General features: G+C 54.5%; 16 protein-coding genes and 2 pseudogenes. 15 read left to right on the forward strand and 3 right to left on the reverse strand.

Translation table 11 applies throughout. The annotated features are described in order from the left end of the window. Positions 1–175: 175 nt before the first annotated feature. Positions 176–1,981, reverse strand: a complete 1,806-nt coding sequence (locus tag NI000_RS33930; protein WP_253415750.1) for a sensor histidine kinase — start codon at positions 1,979–1,981, stop codon at positions 176–178. After that, on the reverse strand, positions 1,974–2,666 hold the full coding sequence (locus tag NI000_RS33935; RefSeq protein ID WP_253415751.1) for a response regulator transcription factor: 693 nt from the start codon (positions 2,664–2,666) through the stop codon (positions 1,974–1,976). The genes NI000_RS33930 and NI000_RS33935 overlap by 8 nt, the downstream gene beginning before the upstream one ends. 339 nt (positions 2,667–3,005) lie before the next feature. On the opposite strand from NI000_RS33935, the gene NI000_RS33940 reads away from it, so the two are divergent. The 13 genes and pseudogenes from NI000_RS33940 (at position 3,006) to NI000_RS33995 (ending at position 12,659) form a co-directional block, all read left to right on the forward strand. After that, positions 3,006–3,500 (forward strand): cysteine dioxygenase, encoded by a 495-nt coding sequence (locus NI000_RS33940; protein ID WP_253415752.1) that lies wholly within the window; start codon positions 3,006–3,008, stop codon positions 3,498–3,500. Positions 3,501–3,583: 83 nt separating this feature from the next. Continuing rightward, entirely contained in the window at positions 3,584–4,840 is a 1,257-nt protein-coding gene (locus NI000_RS33945) for a serpin family protein (RefSeq protein ID WP_253415754.1), read from the forward strand. Between the two features lie 266 nt (positions 4,841–5,106). After that, positions 5,107–5,214: pseudogene (locus NI000_RS37260) on the forward strand (hypothetical protein); the annotation flags it as partial. Positions 5,215–5,298: 84 nt separating this feature from the next. Next, a complete protein-coding gene (locus NI000_RS33950) occupies positions 5,299–5,553 on the forward strand; it encodes a DUF1871 family protein (RefSeq protein ID WP_253415756.1) in 255 nt (84 codons plus the stop codon). Positions 5,554–5,720: 167 nt separating this feature from the next. Further along, positions 5,721–5,972 (forward strand): hypothetical protein, encoded by a 252-nt coding sequence (locus NI000_RS33955; protein WP_253415757.1) that lies wholly within the window; start codon positions 5,721–5,723, stop codon positions 5,970–5,972. A gap of 211 nt (positions 5,973–6,183) precedes the next feature. Beyond that, positions 6,184–6,507, forward strand: a complete 324-nt coding sequence (locus tag NI000_RS33960) for a hypothetical protein (RefSeq protein WP_253415758.1) — start codon at positions 6,184–6,186, stop codon at positions 6,505–6,507. Positions 6,508–6,958: 451 nt separating this feature from the next. Continuing rightward, positions 6,959–7,945 (forward strand): ABC transporter ATP-binding protein, encoded by a 987-nt coding sequence (locus NI000_RS33965; RefSeq protein ID WP_253415759.1) that lies wholly within the window; start codon positions 6,959–6,961, stop codon positions 7,943–7,945. Next, a complete protein-coding gene (locus NI000_RS33970) occupies positions 7,942–8,745 on the forward strand; it encodes an ABC transporter permease (RefSeq protein WP_253415760.1) in 804 nt (267 codons plus the stop codon). The genes NI000_RS33965 and NI000_RS33970 overlap by 4 nt, the downstream gene beginning before the upstream one ends. A 25-nt stretch (positions 8,746–8,770) precedes the next feature. Next, positions 8,771–9,574 (forward strand): ABC transporter permease, encoded by an 804-nt coding sequence (locus NI000_RS33975; protein ID WP_253415761.1) that lies wholly within the window; start codon positions 8,771–8,773, stop codon positions 9,572–9,574. A 95-nt stretch (positions 9,575–9,669) separates the two neighbouring features. Continuing rightward, positions 9,670–10,122 carry an NUDIX hydrolase gene (locus NI000_RS33980; RefSeq protein ID WP_253415762.1) on the forward strand — a complete coding sequence of 151 codons (453 nt, stop codon included), beginning with the start codon at positions 9,670–9,672 and terminating at the stop codon, positions 10,120–10,122. Positions 10,123–10,258: 136 nt separating this feature from the next. After that, positions 10,259–11,111 (forward strand): annotated as a pseudogene (locus NI000_RS33985) (VanW family protein). Between the two features lie 179 nt (positions 11,112–11,290). Next, complete coding sequence (locus tag NI000_RS33990) at positions 11,291–11,749, forward strand: chemotaxis protein CheX (RefSeq protein WP_010497894.1); 459 nt, start codon at positions 11,291–11,293, stop codon at positions 11,747–11,749. 133 nt (positions 11,750–11,882) lie between these two features. Continuing rightward, entirely contained in the window at positions 11,883–12,659 is a 777-nt protein-coding gene (locus tag NI000_RS33995; RefSeq protein ID WP_253415764.1) for an SDR family NAD(P)-dependent oxidoreductase, read from the forward strand. Between the two features lie 227 nt (positions 12,660–12,886). Here NI000_RS33995 and NI000_RS34000 read toward each other — a convergent pair whose 3' ends face one another. Beyond that, positions 12,887–13,165, reverse strand: coding sequence for a DUF2573 family protein (locus tag NI000_RS34000; protein WP_253415766.1), 279 nt, complete (start codon positions 13,163–13,165; stop codon positions 12,887–12,889). 82 nt (positions 13,166–13,247) lie between these two features. Between NI000_RS34000 and NI000_RS34005 the strand changes: the two genes are divergently transcribed. Both NI000_RS34005 and NI000_RS34010 read left to right on the forward strand, forming a co-directional pair. Further along, a complete protein-coding gene (locus NI000_RS34005; protein ID WP_253415767.1) occupies positions 13,248–14,108 on the forward strand; it encodes an alpha/beta hydrolase family protein in 861 nt (286 codons plus the stop codon). An 83-nt stretch (positions 14,109–14,191) separates the two neighbouring features. After that, the gene (locus NI000_RS34010; RefSeq protein ID WP_253415768.1) at positions 14,192–15,616 is read left to right on the forward strand and encodes a DEAD/DEAH box helicase; all 1,425 of its coding nucleotides are present in this window, start codon (positions 14,192–14,194) and stop codon (positions 15,614–15,616) included. Positions 15,617–15,621: the final 5 nt, after the last annotated feature.

Consider the following 15,621-nt stretch of genomic DNA (forward strand, 5'->3'; position numbering starts at 1 on the left):
AGGTGGGGTATCTACTGGAGGAGCGGTAGCGTTCGCCTTTGTCTGCGGGAAATACCCGCTGCTAAGCGGTATCAATTAAGATTTCCTGCAGACAAGAGCGGCCGGAAGTAGATACCCCACCCCCTCGTACACCTCTATTACACAAGTGACCACTTTCTCAACAGCCTACGGCATCCTAAGATGCCAGCTTCAGCTTCACGTAAAAATGAATTTCGCCGTTCTCCGACTCGGCCCAAATGCTGCCTTCGTGCGATTCGACGATGCTTCTTGCGATCGCAAGACCGAGTCCCGAGCCTCCGGTATCGGACGTCCGGGCTTTATCCACGCGGTAGAACCGGTCGAACAACTGCTCCAACTCGTCGCGGGTCAAAGCGTCCGCTTTGTTGGAGATCCGGATGATCACGTGCTCGCGTTCGCGGATCATGCCGAAGGTGATGACGCCGGGCTTAGGGCTGTACTTGATCGCGTTGCCGAGCAGGTTTTCGAATACGCGGATCATTTTGTCCACGTCGATGCGCACCGGCAGCCGCTCCTGCGGAAGACTGCGGATCAGCGTGAGCTGCTGCTCCTCGCTGAGGGTCACGTATTCCTCCAGCAGCTGCTCCAGAACTTCGTTGATCACGACGCCCTTCTTGTGCAGCGGAACGTCATGGTTGGAGAGCTTCGTAAATTCGAACAGATCGTCGATCAGCCCTTTCAGCTTCTCCGATTTGCTATAAGCGATGCTGACATATCCGTCGGCTTGCTCGGGCGTTTCGAAATTTTTGTCGTGCAGCAGCCGCAAATACCCCATGATGAGCGTCAGCGGCGTGCGCAAATCGTGCGAGACGTTCGTAATCAGCTCGTTCTTGAGCTGTTCGGCGCGCCGTTCCTCTTCGATTCTGCGTTGCAGATCCGTCACCATAAAGTTCATGTCCCGCGCCAGCGATCCGAGCTCGTCCTGGGAACGCTCGATGACCCGATGGTCAAGATTGCCTGTAGCGATAATCCGAAGCCCGCTCGCAAGCTCCTCGATATATCTCATTTTCCGCTGTGTTAAAAAGTAGAACAGAAAGATAAAGACCGCGAGCGAAGCCAAGATGGAAAGCGGATTCTCGCCCTTATGGTAACTGATGTTCGGCTGAGGGATGCCGCTGACGATTAAGTAGGACTTCTGATTGTTATACGTCACAGGGTAAAAGCTGGAAAATTCCGCCCGCGAGTCGGATTCGAAGTTGCGCGTTTCCATGGCGTTGCGGATGACGCTGTGAACGTCGACGTACGTTTCCGGCGCATTTTCGCTGCGGAAGACGACTTTGCCTTCCAGATCCGTAATGACAATTTTGAGCTTGTTGTAGGTAACGAGTCGTTTGACCGTATTCTCAAAATTTTTGCGCTGCACGGCCTCCCCCTGCTTGCTCTCTCCTTGCCGGTTATTGAGCTGATTCGGCTGACTCGGCTGCGGCGAAACCTGCGGATTGGCTGCCGGGACTCCGGGCACGCCGCCGGGCTCTTGGCCGTTTACGCCGGGAACAGGAACGGCTGTGCCGGGATTGGGCGTCGGCGTCCCTTGCGGCACGGCCGCTTGCGGTTGTCCGGATTCGCTCCGGCCCGCTTCGTTCGAATCATCTTCGGGAGATTCGTCGCTTGTCCCGTTTCCGCTGCCGCTATGTCGTGAAGGTGTAAGGAACCGGTCCGCGAGCGAGCGGGCTTCGCGATCGATGCTTTCCATCCCTTGGCTGTAATCGATGACCGTGTTCTGGTTGACGGCGCCGAACAGAGCCGAGCTGATGCCGTAGAATGCCAGCGACACGCCGAAACAGAAGGCAAAGGTCAGCATCAACTGCAGCCGGATGCTGCGCTTCACGTGGTTGCGCGCCATTTTGTACAGATCTTGAAGGAACAGGATCATGCCCCTCAGCAGATTAAAGGGAAACCAGGTGAACGGGAAGCGGTCAAGCATGGGCTTGCGCGGCGGTTTGATCTTTTCTTTTTTACTCAACTTTATATCCCACTCCCCAAACCGTTTTAATAAACTTCGGTTTCCGCGGATTTTCCTCGATTTTCTCGCGAATTTTCCGGATATGAACCATCACGGTATTGTCTGAATCGAAATATGCTTCCTTCCATACGGCCTCGTAAATTTTCTCGATGCTCCAAACCGTACCGCGGTGGCGGGCCAGCAGCTCTAGGATGGCAAATTCTCGCGGCGTCAGCTTAATGTCCCGGCCGTCCAGCTTGACCTCATGCGTCGCGGTATTGATCGTGAGCTCGTCGATCTCCAGCTCGTGTTCCTTATTCGGCCGCTGAACATTGAGCCGGGTGTAGCGGCGCAGCTGCGACTTGATCCGGGCGACCAGCTCAAGCGGATTGAACGGCTTGCTCACGTAATCGTCGGCGCCGGTGCTCAGGCCGAGAATTTTATCCATGTCCTGGCTTTTGGCGGACAGCATGATGATCGGCATATGCTTCTGCTCTCGTATTTTCAGACAGGCTTCGATGCCGTCCATCTTCGGCATCATGATGTCGAGCACGATCAGATCGACGTCTTCCTTTTGCAGCACGCTTAACGCTTCGATGCCATTGCCTGCGCGCAGCAGACGGTAGCCTTCGTTTTTTAAATAAATTTCGAGCAAATCGATAATCTCTTTCTCGTCGTCGACGAGCAATATTGTAGGCTGCGCCACGGGGCCGACCTCCTTTTCATTCCAAAAAATCTCGGTTGTTGCGGAGTGGGGTCGGCGTGCTTTTCGGGCGGCGCCGACGACAAAAAAAGCATATCACGCCGGGATAACCTTGACAAACGGCATGCGGGCCACTCCCCTTTCCTAAACTTGACTGTCACCTAGTATAGCCGGCAAATCTTAACGACTAACGATTTAAAACCTTAAAACATTCTTAAGGGAAAGGGAGAAACCGTCGCCGCTTTTTGCGAAAAGGTCACTTTTTGGTTAAAGGAGGAATATATTGGATTATAAGGTGAACTTATTAAAGCAGTAAAAAAATGTTATGAACGGAGGAATCCCATGAACCGGATCAAAACCATCGAACGGATTCTGAACGCGCTGCCTTTGCGCAGAACCTCGCCCAAGCAGCTTCAGGCGATTATGAGAGGCATGGATTTGTCGCTTGAAGCCTTGTCGCCCTACATTGCGGAGCCTGCGGACTTGCCTTACGGAAGAACATGTCTGTACCGGACCGATGCCGCCGAAGCGGTGCTGATCCATCTCCCTCCCGGAACCGAAACGTACATTCACGATCATGGCGTATCCGTCGGATGCGCGCGGCTGCTCGAAGGCACGCTTACGAACCGAATGTTCCGGTTGGACGGCTACGGATACCCCTGCTTGTCCGGGGAGGTCGAAATTGAGGAAGGAAGCTATTATTACGCGCCGAAAAAACAAATTCACCAGCTTCGCAATTCCGGCCCGCAGCGCGCGGTAGCCTTCCATCTGTATGCTCCGGCGCCTGCCGGGAAGTCGTATTTTCCATACGAGCAAGTGCTTGATTACGTGATCTAAGCTCTTGCCATTTTCAGCGCGGCTGCAACCTCTGGATGGCCGGCGACGTCCATTTCCATATCATGACAGAGGAGGATGGAGAGATGCCGAAATCCGGAGTCACCATGAAAAAAACAATGCTGTTGCTGCTGGCGGCCGCGCTGTTATGCTCGGCTTGTACCGCCACCAATGCCGGGGGCGACGTCAGCCTCAGAAAGCATACGCCGGCGGACTTGGATGCGCGGATCGTGCGGGCCGACAATGCGTTCGGCTTGAAGCTGCACCGTACAATTGCGGAACAAAATCCCGGCAGCAACGTGTTCGTTTCGCCGTTCAGCGTATCGATGGCGCTGTCGATGGTTTACCACGGAGCAGGCGGGGCGACGCGCGAGCAGATCGGGAAAACGCTGCAGGGCCAAGGCTTGTCCGTTGACGAATGGAACCGGGGGCATCAGGTGCTTCGCGATTTGCTGGAGCATTCGGGCAAGGAAACGCAGCTCTCCGTCGCGAATTCGATCTGGGCCAGAAAGGGCGTGCCGTTTCACGAAGGCTTCCTGCAGCGAAACCGTGACTTCTACGGCGCGGAGACGGATACACTCGATTTTGCGCAGGAGAGTACCGTTCGCAAAATCAATCAATGGGTCGGCAAGCGAACGAACGGCAAAATCGACAGCATCGTGCAGGGTCCGATCTCGCAGGAAACGGTCATGTACCTGCTGAATGCCGTCTATTTCAAAGCGCAGTGGCAGCATCCGTTTCCGGAGCGGGACACAAAGCCCGGTACGTTCCATGCGGCGGCGGGACAGACGAAGCCTGTGAACCTGATGGCACTGACCGGGCGGCTCGAATATGTACAGGAGCCGGATTATCAAGCGGTCCGGCTGCCTTACGCGGACGGCAAGCTGGCAATGGTCGTCGTCCTGCCCTCCGAAAAGGCCGGATTGGATCAGGTTCAGCAGAAGCTGTGGGCGGATGAGGCATTTTGGAACAAACCGTTTCCTTCCGCGAGCGGGACTTTGAAGTTGCCGAGGCTGAAGCTGGAGCTGGGATACGAGTTAAACGATTCGCTGATAGCGATGGGTATGCCTGCGGCGTTCGACCCGGCCAAGGCGGACTTTTCCGGGTTATCGCCGAAAACGGTCTTGATCAGCGAAGTGAAGCATAAGACGTTCGTGGAGATGAACGAGCAGGGTACGGAAGCCGCGGCGGTCACCTCCATAGGAGTTGTAGGAACCTCTGCGCCCGCTCCGGTGGCCAAGCCGTTCGAGATGATCGTCGACCGGCCGTTTTTGATGGCGATTCAGAGTACGGAGACCGGCAGCTTGCTGTTCCTCGGCAGCATCGTCGATCCGAAGGAGTAAAGCGGCGGCATGCCGATATGACCGCGCTACATCAAGGGATACAAGACCTCGTGCAAGTTCTGCCAGAGCACGGGGTCTTTGCTATAGTATAAAGAAGTCAGAGGAACATGAACTCCAAGTTGCTACAAAAAATGGAATAAAAACTTTTTGATATAAAGTTGGAGGTATGCCATGAAAAACATTAGTTTGGGGGCAAATTAATGTATTGTTAATATTAGTGTTAAGATTAACGGAGAACGAGTAGGATCTGACAATTTTTATATCAAGAAACTACCTATTTACCCTTGCGTGAAATTAGCGAGAGACTTGGAAAAAAGATACTGTGGGATGATCATACAACTAATAGGTGGTACGGAGAATCGTACCACAAGTAGCACAAAGTCGTTCTTTCAAGCAATACATAACTTGCATATTCCGATATGTGGTACAATTGCTGGTGGAATGATTAATTTTGATGTATGAGAATGAAGAATCTTGTTAGGCAAGTAATTCATGAATGGAATCCTTATGGGTTATTACCACATGCACCCGATAATGAATTTGATTCAGAAATTGAAAAGGTTACAGAATCCCTTCAACAAGTGAATACATTAGAAGAATTAGCTAGAAGTATACAAGAGATATTTTCACTGAGTTTTGGTGAATCGTTTAAGTATGAGAGATGCTTATCTGTAGCAAACCAAATTTGGAACAAGGCAAATGAACAAAGCTAAAGTTAATGAAGAGGACTATATTCTGAAAGGGCGACAAGTCAGATATGCCATATACTCATATGATTTTAGAAGTTCATTGTCTATACGGGCTTGGAGAACAACAAGAGGAAAATAAGCCTGTTCCAAACTTTTGTAAACGAGGAGCGAGGAGATTAGGATACCATTGCATGGAGAATAAATGTGCTTTTATGGCATATACAGATGCACCATATGAAATTGCTTATTCGGGGCATGAAGGTGTGGTTCCAGATGGAAACGCTTTGATTGGATTTGGTGGTGATATGGAGCCATCTGATTATGATACACATAAAACTGAAGAGTTAAAGAATCTGTGGGAAAAGATATGTAGAAAGAAAATTCAAGAAGCATACGATGAATACATGGTTTTCTTCAAGGGGAAATATGGAAAACGCGATTGAAAATAAATGTCCAGAGAAATATTGCTTTTTTTTGGCTTGACGAAGGTAGTTGAGGATGTCCCTTCGGAACTTGTTTAAGGATTGAAACGGACAATAAAAATAAAGATTGGTTTGAACCAAATGAACCAGAGCATGACAAAAGTGGACTTCCTTATGATTATTTCAATAGAAACATTACTTAACATAGATTCTAACCACTAAGGTGATGGATATGAGTTGGAAAGACGTGAAACATGAAGGGATTTCATACATAGAAAAGATTGTTGCAGAATTTGATGTTTGGGTTCATCCTTCACTTCCTTTTGCAAAAGTGAAGGTAAAAGTAAAGGAAAACTCCAAAACAGGTACATTTTTTGGACAAGTAAATGTTGCAGTCATAAGCGTGTTAGATGGTACTCCAGGTTGGATTGGAGGTAATGGCTCAACAATCGAAGAAGCACTTGAAGATGCTGTCAAGCATTTTTACTTAACGCTGCAAGGTAGAGAAGGGCTTTCAATTGATGACTTTGAATGGGCTGACCCACACGATTTTTAGATAAGAAGTGAATGTACCTAAAGAAACTACTACAATGTCAGGAGTGGCTTTGTATTTATATACTGATGTATATTTTGTAGTCAAACTGTACTTTGTGCTTAGATTCATTACAGTGAAACCGTATCATAAATCATTGCTAACAGGTACGATAGTTGAATGACGTTTTTTAAACAACTTTATTATCAGGCATCAACAGGGAACGGAAGCCGCCGTTTTTTCGAACAATTTCATCTTGTCAGTCCTTACATCGCGTGGTAGTATATAACAATTAACGTGGAAGGGCTTCTAGGGATCCGACGGCCAAACGGCCGGGCGAACCAAGCGGAGCCGGCGCGCCACCGATAGAGCCGCGCTACACCGTAGGGATAAAAGACCTCGTGCAAGTTCCGCCGACAAGGCGAAACGGCATGGGGTCTTTTCTGCTTTAGCAGAGGAAAGGAGAAGGAGGAACATGAACGCGATACGGGCCGAAGGGCTGACGAAACGGTTCGCCGTGAAACGGAAGGAGGAAGGCTTCAAGGCCGGGGTACGATCGCTGCTGCGCCCGCAGTACAGCGAGAAGACGGCGGTGCAAGGCATCGATCTGACTGTCCCGCAGGGGGAGACGCTGGCGTTTCTCGGACCGAACGGCGCCGGCAAATCGACGACGATCAAAATGCTGACCGGCATTCTGCATCCGTCTGGCGGACACGCGGAGGTGCTCGGCTGCTGTCCGTGGAAGGAGCGCAGCAAGCTGGCTTACCGGATCGGCTCCGTCTTCGGGCAGAAATCGCAGCTTTGGTACCACCTTCCGCCCGCCGACTCGTTCGAGCTGATGAGTCGCATTTACGAATTGAAGCGCAGCGACTATCTCGCCCGGCGGGACGATCTCGTCCGCCGCTTCGAGCTGGAGCCGTATTTGCATACTCCGGTGCGGAAGCTGTCGCTCGGCGAGCGGATGCGCTGCGAGATTGCGGCGGCGATGCTGCACCGGCCGCAGATCCTGTTCCTTGACGAGCCGACGATCGGGCTGGACGTGGTGGTGAAGCAAAGCATACGCGAGCTTATCCGGTTTATGAACCGGGAGGAAGGGACGACCGTGTTCCTGACCTCTCACGACGCGGGAGATATCGAGCAGCTGTGCCGGCGGGCGGTTGTCATCAACCACGGGCAGATGATTTTCGACGATACGGTCGAGGCGATGAAACGGGACCTGCTGACGGGCAAGACAATCCGGCTCAAGCTGCTGGAACCGGGTCCGCCGTTCCGGCACGACGGCGTAGAAGTGCTGACGCAAACGGACCGGGAGCTAGCGCTTTCCGTCGATACGTCGGCTATCGCCGCCCAGGAAGTGCTTTCCCGCCTCGTCGCGGCATACCGAGTGTCGGACATCACGATCGAAGATCCTCCTATGGAGAGCATCATTACGCATATTTACGAGCGGGAGGGAAGCGTATGAATTTGAGCCCGAAGCTGTTGAAATACGGTGCGATCGGGCGGATCAGCCTGCGGAATCATTTTGCTTACGTGCTCGATTTTTTAATCCGCTCGATTTTCCTGATTATCATCATGTACATCTTCATTCAATTGTGGCAGACGACGTACCGCGGGGAAGGGTCGCAGCTGATCGCGGGCTACAGCTTCGAGCAGATCATTTGGTACATTTTATTCGCCGAAGCGCTGACGATGGCGTTTCCCAGCCTGTGCACCCGCGTAGAGGAAGAAGTGAAGAGCGGCGATGTTGGCTATAAGCTGACACGGCCGTTCAGCTATATCGGCTACCATTATATGGCTTATGTAAGCGAAGTAACGGTCCGGCTGCTGGTGAACCTCGCCGTCGGCCTCGCGCTCGGCTTCGCCTTTTTCGGTCCTCCGTCGTTCGGCTGGGGCTGGATCGGATTTTTCATCATGAGCTTCGGTGCGATGACCGTCAACTTTATGCTCAATATGGCGCTGTCGCTGTGCGCGTTCTGGGTCGAGGAGACGCGGGGACTGGAGTTCGTGTACCATAAGCTGCTGTTTACGATCGGCGGCATGTTGATGCCGCTCGAACTGTTTCCCGAAGCGCTGCAGCAGGTATGCCGCTGGCTGCCGTTTCAGGCGGTCCTGTATTTTCCGGCCAAAACCGCCGTCCGCTGGGAGGAAATCCACCTCGCTCCGATGCTGGCGGTCCAGTGGGCGTGGGCGGCCGTGCTGGCACTGGTCGTCTGGCTCATCTACCGGAAGGGTGTCCGCAAGCTGAACGTCAACGGCGGCTGAGCCGCAAAGAAGGGAGGGGAACGAATTGCGCCAGAATTCGAAAATGATGCCGCTGCTGCGGTTCGTATGGACGTGCTGGAAGCTCAATTTGACCGGAGCCATGGAATTCCGGCTGAGCTTTCTGATGACTGCGGGCATGATGATGGTGAACAATGCCGTTTGGATTTTTTTCTGGGGGCTTTATTTTCAGCGGTTTCCGGTCGTGAACGGCTGGGAGCTGCAAGACGTGATGATGATGTGGGCGGTGAGCGCGGGCGGCTTCGGCCTGTCCGCCGTGCTGTTCGGCAATGCGTACCGGCTGGCCTCGCTGGTTGCAAGCGGTCAGCTTGATCTGTACCTGACGCAGCCGAAGCCGGTGCTGCTTCATATCTTGGTTAGCCGGATGTCCGTCTCCGCGATCGGGGACGTACTGTTCGCCCTGCTGCTGTATGGGCTGTTTGGGGACCGCTCGCCGCTTGGTCTGCTCAAGTTCGTGCTGGCGCTGCTCATCGCGATGCTGATTTTTCTGTTCTTCGTGGTGACGACGCAGTCGCTCGCCTTCTACATCGGGCAAGCCGAAGCCATCGGCCAGCAGCTGTTCAATGCGATTCTTACCTTTTCCACTTATCCGACGGGCATTTTCAGCGGCTGGGGCCGGCTGATTTTGTTCACGGTGATCCCCGCCGGATTCATCAGCTATTTGCCGATCGGACTGCTGCGGGAAGCGGATCTTGCGTTCACGCTGCAGGCGCTCGGAATGACGGGGCTCGTGACCGCGGCCGGTTTATGGTTCTTTCACCGCGGCTTGCGGCGGTACAGTTCCGGCAATGCGATGGGGCTTCGGATGTGAAAGCCGTCCGAAGAGGTGTATAATGGTTCTGGAACGAACGGAGAAGCTAGACTTTAAGGATCAACTCTACGATAAATGACTGCGGAGGACAGCTTATGAGTACGACCGAAAAAGAATGGTTTCGGGTACACAGCGCCGTGTATCTGCTCCTTGTGCACGAGAATAAGCTGCTGCTGCTTCGACGGACCAACACTGGCTACGAGGATGGCAAGCTGAGTCTGGTGGCCGGCAAAATGGACGGGAACGAAGAAGTGAAGCGGGCGGCTGCGCGCGAAGCGTGGGAGGAAAGCGGCGTCCGGGTGGACCCGGCCGATCTGGAAGTGGCGAGCGTTATGCACCGGCTTTCGGATACGGGCGAATGGATCGATTTTTTTCTGACCGTGAAGCGATGGGAGGGGGAGCCGTACAACCGGGAACCGGACAAATGCTCCGAAATGGCATGGTATCCGCTGGACGGCCTTCCGGAAGATGTGATTCCCCATGTGCGCCAGGCGGTCGAGAACGTGCTGGCGGGCGTATTTTACGACAGCTACGGCTGGCAGCATTAAAGCAGGCGGCGAAGAGACCCGTTCGGGGAGCTTGGCCGCCTTTTGTCATCTTAGACGAAAATTCGACGTATGTGTCGATTCGTCGTAGTAAGCTGATCGGGTTTTTGCTAGAATGAAGGAAGGGAGGGGAGGACGGATGTTCGGTCCATCGTCGGTGCCGAAGCCGAAACAGCGCAGCCGATGGCGGACGGCGGCAGGCATTGCGTATTACCGGCTGCGCCGCCGCGTGAGCTGGATGCTCGGGAATAAACGCTTTGCGCGATTGCGCCGGGACGAACCGCTGCGGCACGTTCATTTCACCCACCGTACTCCGCTGCTTCGACAGCTTCGGAATGTGGAAATGCAGCTTCAATACAACAAAATCATTAACTTGAGACTGGCTGCGCAGCGAATGGATGGTCTGGTCCTTCAGCCGGGCGAAACGTTCTCGTACTGGAAGACGATCGGCAAACCGACCCGCCATCAAGGCTACGTGGACGGGATGGTGCTGCATCACGGTCCGGGCCGGGGTGGGAGGCGGTTTATGTCAGCTTTCCAATCTGATTTACTGGATGACGTTGCATACGCCGCTTACCGTGACGGAGAGATACCGGCACGGATACGACGTTTTTCCCGATGCGGGACGAAAGCAGCCTTTCGGAACGGGGGCGACTTGCTTTTATAATTATTTGGATCTGCAGATCGAGAACCGCACGGAGATGTGCTACCAGCTCAGAATTTGGCTGACGGACACTGACTTGGTCGGAGAATGGCGGGCCGACAGTCCGGCATCGCACCGTTATGAGATTGCCGAAACCAGGCACTGGATTACCCAGGAATGGTGGGGCGGATATGTTCGCCATAACGTCATATGCCGCAACCGGTTCGATGCGGAAGGGCACTGGCTCGACGAACAGTTCGTTGCCGAGAACCACGCCATTATGATGTATGAACCCTGCTTGCCGGAGAAAGCCGACCCAGACGAAATCCCCAGGCGGAGTAACTTGTAGCATGTATAAAGAATCAGACCGTTTCTTTGAAAGGTGCTTCAATCCTGTGCTTTTTGTTATATTTCACACAAAACGCGACAAAAGTTCTATACTTGCAGCATGAAATTAGGTATAATGAAATAACAAAAAAGTCCTATGGATCTGCGGCATATTGTCGAAAAAAGGAGACCGGTCATCTTATGAAGGCAGAGCTTATCAACCCGTTTTTGGAGTCGGCCAGAATCGTCATCGAACAAGTCGCGAATGTACGACCGACCACCGGACAGCTCGGCATCAAAGACGTGAAGTTTGCTGAAAAATATATTTGGATTCAAATTGGCATGACCGGACAAATGGAAGGGGACATCGTCTTCGGATTGCACGAGGAAGTCGCGCTTAAGGTCGTGTCCGCCATGATGGGCGGATTCTCGATCACCGAAATGAACGACATCGGCAAAAGCGCCATCTCCGAGCTCAGCAATATGATCAGCGGCAATGCCAGCACGATGCTGTTCAACCAAGGAGTCCGCGTCGATATTACGCCGCCCAAGATGCTTCATTCCGCGCATGCGGCCGGTTTCAACGCGCAAAAGGCGCTGACGATCCCGCTGATTATGGAAGGCATCGGCGAGCTGGATATTCAAGTGCTGATCGCTTAACCAAGCGGCATGCCATATAGTTGAAATGACAAGTCCATAACGTGTAAGCTGTAAGCGAACGCTTCTCCGGTTCCGATAACGCCGGGAGCGCTTCGCTTTTTTTGTTCGGATAGAAGACAGGGGGAACCGGAGGATGGATTTTCAGGGCAAAATCGCGGTAATCACGGGAGCGTCCAGCGGGATAGGCGCACTGATGGCGCAGATGCTGGCGCAGCGCGGAGCCGTTCCTGTGCTGATGGCACGGTCGGAGCAAAAGCTGTCGGAGGCGTCCGCTAAAATACAGGGCAAGCACGGCATCTATCGGCTCGACGTCACCTCGGCGGAGCAGGTAACGGCAACGATGGAGCGGGTGATCGCCGAATACGGCCGGATCGACATTCTGATCAACAATGCGGGCTACGGCGTGTTCGATTCGTTCGTGACGGCGCCTTTAAGTGAATTCGAGGGCATGATGGACGTTAATTACATGGGGACGGTCCGCTGTACGAAAGCGGTGCTGCCTTCCATGCTGAAGCAGGGGAGCGGCCATATCGTTAATATCGCCTCTATGGCCGGGAAGATCGGCTCGGCCAAGTCGAGCGGCTACTCCGCCACGAAGCATGCCGTGCTCGGAATGACCAACTGTCTGCGGCAGGAGCTTGTCGGCACCGGCGTTCGTCTGACCGCCGTCAACCCCGGGCCGATCGATACGCCGTTTTTTGAGCGGGCCGATCCTTCGGGCAGCTACGTAAAAAACATCCAATGGTTTATGCTGAAGCCGGAGCGCGTCGCTCAGGCAGTGTTGGAAGCGATCAAGCGGGGGACGCCCGAGGTGAACCTGCCGTTCATGGCGGCTGCGGGGGTGAAGCTGTATCAGTTGTTTCCGCGGCTGTTCGACGGCATCGCTTTTAAAGTGCTTAACAAGAAATAGCTGCAAGCCGGATTGATAAGGCTAGGGCGTGCGGTGGCGAATGGCGTGAAACCGCCGGATGTGATATGCGAGAAGACCGCGGCACCCTTCGAGGGGCGGCGGTCTTCTTTGGCTCGCCTTTTAGCGGCCCCGGGAATGTCGATAAGAAATAAGAAAAAGACCGAGTGCGCGCATTGCTTTTCGGTCTTCGTGCAGGGTATGGTAAAGGAAATAATGGTCATCAGCGATCAGGCTTCCGGCTCCGGCTGGGCTTCCGCCTGTTGATTGGCCGCCTTAAACTTCTGGTTGCGGTCACGGACCTCTTCGAACAGCTTCCGGACATCGGCTTTGCCCTCGGGATGCTGCTGATTCCAATGGCTGGCGAGAGCCGGCATCGTTTTATGGATATGGTTGTAGATCGCCCAAACTTTAATTTTTTCCACCGTTTCGGCGGAAGCGTCGCCGGTCAGCAGCTCGGCATATTTCTCGACCAGCCCTTCGAATTCGGCGGCAAAACGGGAATTCATTTGAAAATCCACCTTTCCGGTCATAATACATCTTAGTGTAACGCCGGAACGACTTTGTGTCAAAAAATGGAGTGAACCGAACATGCCTATACCTACCGATACAAACATTCCGCAAAGCGGGTCAACCGGCGGCATTCAAGCCGACGGAACGCTGGTCCAGAGGGAAAGTCTCCGCAGCCTGGCGAAGGGCATATCGCTTTACCGGCTGACATATATTAGCCAAGGACTTCAGGTGAAAGGCTATCTTGCCGTACCCGATGCCGCCGTACCCGTTCCCGGTTTAATTTACTGCCGGGGAGGCATCCGCAAGGTCGGGATGGTGCGCAAACGGCGCATTTTCTCGATGGCGCGGCGCGGATACGCGGTATTTGCGCCGTTTTATCGGGGCAACGAAGGCGGCGAGGGACGGGAGGACTTTGGAGGGGAAGACCGCTTTGACGTGCATCATGCCATTACCCTCATGCAATCGCTGCCGGAGGTGCAGTCCGGGCCGATTCCGCTGATCGGCTTTTCGCGCGGCGCACTGATGGCGCTGCTGGCGGCCAAAGAGTGCGAAGGCGCCGGTCCTGTCGTCGTCTGGGGCGGCGTGAGCGATCTGCTCGATACGTATGAAGAGCGGGTCGATCTCCGGCGGATGCTGAAGCGGGTCGTCGGCCATCCGCGCAAGCAGGCCGAATGCTACGAGCGGCGGTCGCCCGTCCGTTGGGTCGATGCGATCCGCGTGCCGGTCATGATCGTACACGGTACGGCGGATGCGCAGGTCAGCGTAGAGCAGGCGCGCAAGCTGGGGTCGGCGCTGGAACGGGCCGGGAAGGAGTACACGATGGAGCTGTACGACGGGCTCGGGCACCGCTTTCCGAAGGAGGACGACGAACGCGCGCTCGATGCGGTGTTCGGATGGATCGCAAGCAAACAGGGACAGGCGGAAGGTTGGGACCGGTAAGCCGGTTGTCTTCCCGCCGGGTAGGGCAATCGCCCGCATATTCTGGTATACTAAGGAAACGCAAGGGAAGAAAGGATGATCGAATGAATACGGGGTTTGCAGCTTTACATATCGCTCCGCAGTATGTCAAGCGGCTGCAGGAGCTCGGTATCACGGAGCCGTCGGACATACAGGCGGAAGCGATACCGATCGCGCTGGAAGGAAAAGATATCGTTGCGCAATCGCAGACCGGTACGGGGAAAACGCTGGCCTATTCGCTGCCGCTGCTGCATAAAATAGACACGGGCGCGAGAGAGGTACAAGCTCTTGTGCTGGTGCCGACGCGGGAGCTCGGCATGCAGATCGTGCAGACGCTGGAGCAGCTTGTAAAAGATAGCGATATCCGCGTGCAGCAGCTGATCGGCGGCGCCTCCATCGAGCGCCAGATCGACCGGTTGAAGCTCAAGCCGCAGATCGTGGTAGGGACGCCCGGCCGCGTGCAGGAGCTGGTCAAGCTCCGCAAATTGAAGCTGCACGGGATTCGCACGGTCGTCGTTGACGAGGTCGATCAAGTGTTCGAGCTAGGGTCCATGCAGGATGTGGAGGCGCTGTTCAAAGGCATGCTGCGTGACCGGCAGCTGCTGTTTTTTTCCGCGACATTCCCGCCGCCGCTGCAGGACGTCATCGACCGCTGGATGCGCGATCCAGTCTACGTCCGGGTAAATCCGGCGCAGCGCACCTCGGAAACGCTAGAGCACTTGTATTTCGTATGTCAGGAACGGGACAAAATCGATACGCTGCGCCGGATCGTCCGGCTGTATAACCCGAAGGCCGCGATTGTGTTCGTCAACGAGACCGACGATATCGGGGAAGCGGTGGCGAAGCTGCAGTACATCGGCCTATCGGTCGAAGGCCTGTACGGCGATTCCTTCAAGCAGGAGCGGGCCAAGGCGATGCAGGCGTTCCGCGCCGGCAAATTCCAGCTGCTGCTCGCGACCGACGTAGCCGCTAGAGGGCTTGATCTGCCGCAGGTGACGCACGTGATCAACCTCGACCCGCCGATCGATGCGGACCATTACGTGCACCGCGTAGGCCGGACGGGGCGGATGGGCCGCAAAGGCACGGCCGTGTCGATCATTACTCCGCGGGAGCAGTTCATTATCGATAAGTTTTCCAAAGCGCTTGGTATCGAGATCAAGCAGCGGACGATGTTTCATGGGAAGGTCGTCGATCCGGAGCAGGAGCGGTCCGTTCGCCGGGAAGCGAAGAAGCTCGTGGAACGCCGGGTGCCGGATGAAGCGCCGTCGGGAAGGGAGAAACCTGAAGCGCGTATTGCCCAAGCGGGAGCTCCGAAACTTCCCCGTACGGAAGGCAAGAGCGTAAAGCCGGCACAATCCGGCACGGGCCGTCCCCCGGCTCCGGCTGCCCCGGATAAACGCAAGGCGGACCGGGAACGGGACCGCAAAAACAAAGGAGCGCCGCGCTGGCTGAAGGAAAAGCGCGATCCGTCGGGTAAACCGAAAAAGTAACGAAT

This window comes from Paenibacillus tyrphae (genome assembly GCF_024158745.1).
Classification (GTDB): domain Bacteria; phylum Bacillota; class Bacilli; order Paenibacillales; family NBRC-103111; genus Paenibacillus_G; species Paenibacillus_G tyrfis_A.